This is a genomic window from Lacticaseibacillus baoqingensis, assembly GCF_003946165.1.
Lineage (GTDB): Bacteria > Bacillota > Bacilli > Lactobacillales > Lactobacillaceae > Lacticaseibacillus > Lacticaseibacillus baoqingensis.
Genome location: NZ_RHOI01000063.1, coordinates 1 through 4386, shown reverse-complemented (window position 1 = coordinate 4386; position 4386 = coordinate 1). Strand labels below are relative to the sequence as shown.

The window sequence follows — 4386 nt, the reverse complement described above, 5'->3', positions numbered from 1 at the left end:
TTCTGCGGATCTGTTCTCTGTTTTCATTTGGCACAATATCAATATGACGAAGGTTAACGGCTACGCCGGCTATATGACGCCTTTTGTCTGGATGTTCATCAAGAGTTATGAAAAATTGCGTACAGCACTCCTATCCAATGTGAAAATCGACAGCCTAATTCAGCTTGAATATTCGGCTTTTGAAGAAGCAACGGTACCCATCAACACTTTTGTCTTGAAGAACACTAAGAACGATGAAACTGGCACGTATTTACGCTTGTCTGATTTCAAGGGTGGCATGATGATTCAAGCGGAGAAAGTACAAGAGGCCATTGCCGACCCGGGGGTGAAATATCTCTATCGAACTAACCAAACGAACTTTAAAAAGCTTCCCGGAACACCAATTGCATACTGGGCAAGTGCCAAACTGATACATGTTTTCACGGTATCGACTCCTATCGGGGAACTGTGGCCTGCACAACGTGGGTTAACAACTGGAAATAACGCCATATTTCTCCGGTATTGGTGGGAACCATCTTTTGACAACATTGGACGAGACAAGGCCCCAGAGAATGCGCAACTCACAAATTGTAAATGGTTTCCCTACAACAAAGGCGGGACATTCAGAAGATGGTATGGCAATCGAGAGCTGGTTGTGAACTATTGGAAAAATGGCGAATGCATATCTCAATACGGCGAAAAGAGCGGAAGAACGTTTGGCTTTCAAGGATCTGCGTATTATTTCCAGGCGGGTATCACTTGGACCGCGCTTACCAGCTCAAAAAATTCCTTCAGATATTCACCAGAAGGTTCGATCTTTGACTCGAATAAAGGGCCAATGATGTTCCCCGATAAAGAACGACTATATTATGTGCTCGGATTGTTGTCGTCAAAAGTTTCTGGATTGGTTTTTTCAATACTGAATCCGACAATCTCTCTACAGAATGGAGACGTAAATTCATTTCCATACATTTTCCAAGAGGATTCCCGTATTATTCCATATGTGAAAACGGCAATTAAACTGGTAAAGCTAGATTGGGATGCAACGGAACGTTCATGGGACTTTAGCTTCCACCCTCTTTTCATCGCTGAGCATAATCCATTGACCATTTGGCTGATCCTGTTGTTCACCTGCCTAATCCGCATAACATCCAGTCCTCCTAGCCAAACAATGGCCACGTAAGAGGATAAAATACAGAATGTGCCAAAAAAGTGCCAAACATTTGGATTAGGAGGACATTAACATGGTCAGTTACCGAAAAAGAGGAAAAGTGTGGCAGTACGAAATCTCATACAAAGATTTGGATGGTGCTTACAAGAAATTACGTAAGTCCGGCTTTCGGCTCAAGTCTGACGCGGAGTTAGCGGCTAGTCAGGTGAAGTCCCTCTATGCGGACATACGCCAGTTTAAGGCTGGCGAAATCCCATTGAGTGTCTATTTTGAACGCTGGATCAATCTTTATAAGCGTAATTCTGTGACCAACGTCACTTTTATCAAGTACGAAAACACGCTGAACCACATCCGCAAGATCTTCGGTAAAATGCCACTAAAGGATATTACCCGAACGGTGTACCAAGAACGGTTGAACGTCTTTGCCCGTAATCACGCGCCTCGTACTGTATCTGCATTCCATAAGCAGATCAGAGCGGCACTGCTTGATGCCCTGGATGAGCACATCATTTCCAACGATCCAACACGTAAGGCCGTCGTCACAGGAGTGGTAGTACACCGGCCAAAAAAAGCGCTGGATTACGGTGAATGGCAAAAGCTGATTCACCATCTAGACCCGGATCAAATTCCCGAGATGATGATTTATTTGGCTGCTGTTACCGGCATGCGATATGCGGAGATTTTGGGAGTGACTACTAGCGACATCAATTGGCAAGAAGGTACCGTGGATGTTAATAAAACCTGGGACTACAAATACCACGCCGGCTTTAAGAAGACGAAAAACAAGGCGTCAATGCGTAAATTGCCGCTTGATTCAATTTTCTTACACCACCTGCACGTTTTCGTAGAAAACCACCTCACATCACCGAATGCCCCGCTCTTCTTGGTCAACGGGCATGCCATGGTCAGCGCTGAAATCAACCAAGTATTGACTAATAAATTGCATGCACTGGGATTGCCTCGGGTGACATTCCACGGACTTCGCCACACCCATGCCTCAGTTCTCCTTTACCAAGGTGTGAGTGTTCTTTCTGTCTCTAAGCGCCTCGGCCACAGCAGCATTACGACTACCCAATCTACATACCTGCACATTATCAAGGAATTGGAGGCAAAAGATACCGATAAAATCCTGGCAATTCTCAAGAATGCATAGTTGGCACATCTGTTGGCACAAAAATCCCCTCCAGATCAATTCTAGAGGGGGAAATATCTATTTTATGGGCGTCAATAGCTTGACGTCTGCTTGTACTTTCTGGTGGTTCACCACGACGCCGTCATCCAGATCAATCGCAATATGCATGTTGGCGACGTGTTGGAGTTGAGCGTCATACTTCACCAATTCTTCTAACTGTTTGCGGGTGTGGTCCCGCTGTTTAATCAACTGGTTCTTCTGGCGCGTGTTGGTCTCTGAGGCGATGAAGGTGTCCAACGTGGTCACCCGCTTTTCATAAGCAGCCTGCAGGGTGTGTAAATACGACGTGCGAATCATCGCCATCGTGTCGCCGTCGTACCGATGCAGGTACATCAATGCTTTGAAGCCACCTTGCCGACCGGAGTCCAGTTGCCAATAGATCGGTCGTTTCTGATAGATAGTCAGATGGTTCTTGTAGAAGTCGTTGAACAGATAACTCCGAATTTGATCTTCTGCTGTGTCGCCCGCTTTACCCAGTGCCTTGGCAATAAACGTGAGATTCTCTTCCAAGTGTTCTTTGCCAAAAGTAACCGTCAAAAACTCCCGGAAGCGGTGCATGATATCTCGGTCATCGCCAAAATAATCAGAGTCAGTCAGCACAATCACATCATCCGCATTGGGTTGATAGCTCGTGTACTTCGAAGCATCCCAATCGCCACCAGCAAATGCCAATCCTGGCGTATCTAGCGAGTACCGGCCAAATGTGACTCCGATAAAGTAGGACATGAAGGCGCGGATGTCCCGTCCTAAGTCTGCTTTACGGTCTGCTTTACGTACGGAAACCTCTTTGTCGGACTCTTCTGGTGACAATTCGTCCTGCAAACCGTACAGATCAATAAAGATCTTGTTCAGTTCTTCTTCGTTCTTCTTCAGTTGATCAAAACGATCTTGGGCCTCCTGTTTCCACTGATTGAAAGCTGCTTCCACAGTCCAATTTCGATTATGCTCAGCGATGTGGACGAGAACTGGTAACGTCCAGAATCCCCAACGCTGCTCTTCACTATTCCAGTCTTGCTTTGTTAGTTTGACTGAGTTTTGAATAAGTGAGTCCCAAGTTGGAGCCTCGATTGCGCTATGCAAGACCGGGAATACTGTAACATTGCCAACCTGCAAATTGATTGTAGGGTTTAGCATCTTGAAGCAATGTTCTCCAACTGGCGAGTTTAATAGTGCCATAACACGCATCAGTTGATTGTGATCGTTAGAGAATGCTGACATCCCTGATACATCATGGATACTGCCAGGTTCTCGATATCTGATACTGAATCCTCCGCTTGTTATGAGCGACCAAGTAATCGCTTCACGGAAGAAATATTGCTCATTTGCAACGCCCGAATGAACTTTCCCATCAGCCCGCTTGTACGTCTTTAACTCATATCCATCGTTTAACCAGTTTACCAAATAATCGTAATTACCGTACCATTTTCGGTATGCACCGCCTTTATTGTATGGGAACCATTTTTTGCCTGATCTTAGCGCATCTGCTGCGTTGTTCTCGTTAAGACTGCACTTCGGCAGACTTACTTCATACCAAAGCCTGATGAACATATTATTGTCGCCCGTAAACATTCCATGTCGTGCATCGACCAGGTCTCCAAGCGGTGCCCCAATCTCAAAATCATGGATTAAATTTTTACTGGCCCAATAGGCAATCGGACTCCCAGGAATCTTTCCAAAGTTCGTTTGGTTAGTTCGATAAAGGTAGTTTACAGACGGATCTACGATTGCCGCCGTGACCTTTTGACGTTGTACCTCCATACCACCCGTGAAATCGACAAGACGCAAATACGTACCGGCTTTATCGGTTTTATCGGTTGCTTTCTTCAATACAAATGTATTGATAGTGACGTACGCCTCATCGAAGTAGGCGTGTGTCTCCATCTGGATTAAACTAGCGATACTCGTCAGCTGAAGCACAGAATCCCGTAGCTTTTCGAACGATTTCAAAAACATCCAAGAAACCGGTGTCATATAGCTGGCGTAGCCGTTAGCCTTCGTCATATTGATGTTGTGCCAAATGAAAACAGAGAACAGATCCGCAGAG

At 45.5% G+C, this 4386-nt stretch carries 3 protein-coding genes; 2 read left to right on the top strand and 1 reads right to left on the bottom strand.

Annotation, left to right across the window (positions count from 1 at the left end; all coding sequences use genetic code 11):
* Together EKM91_RS14020 and EKM91_RS13540 are read left to right on the top strand one after the other, a co-directional pair.
* A partial coding sequence (locus tag EKM91_RS14020) for a BREX-1 system adenine-specific DNA-methyltransferase PglX (RefSeq protein ID WP_225419541.1) occupies nt 1-1162 on the top strand: 1162 nt, incomplete at its 5' end.
* Between the two features lie 61 nt (nt 1163-1223).
* Nucleotides 1224-2303: a tyrosine-type recombinase/integrase gene (locus tag EKM91_RS13540; RefSeq protein WP_125754420.1), complete on the top strand. Its 1080-nt coding sequence runs from the start codon at nt 1224-1226 to the stop codon at nt 2301-2303.
* A 57-nt stretch (nt 2304-2360) separates the two neighbouring features.
* Here the strand turns inward: EKM91_RS13540 and pglX are convergent.
* On the bottom strand, nt 2361-4386 hold a 2026-nt coding region (gene pglX, locus EKM91_RS13535; RefSeq protein ID WP_125754419.1), incomplete at its 5' end, for a BREX-1 system adenine-specific DNA-methyltransferase PglX.

What these genes read in the sequence shown, in the direction of transcription:
- EKM91_RS13540 (WP_125754420.1), top strand. Translation starts at nt 1,224, where the DNA reads ATGGTCAGTTACCGAAAAAGAGGAAAAGTGTGGCAGTACGAAATCTCA.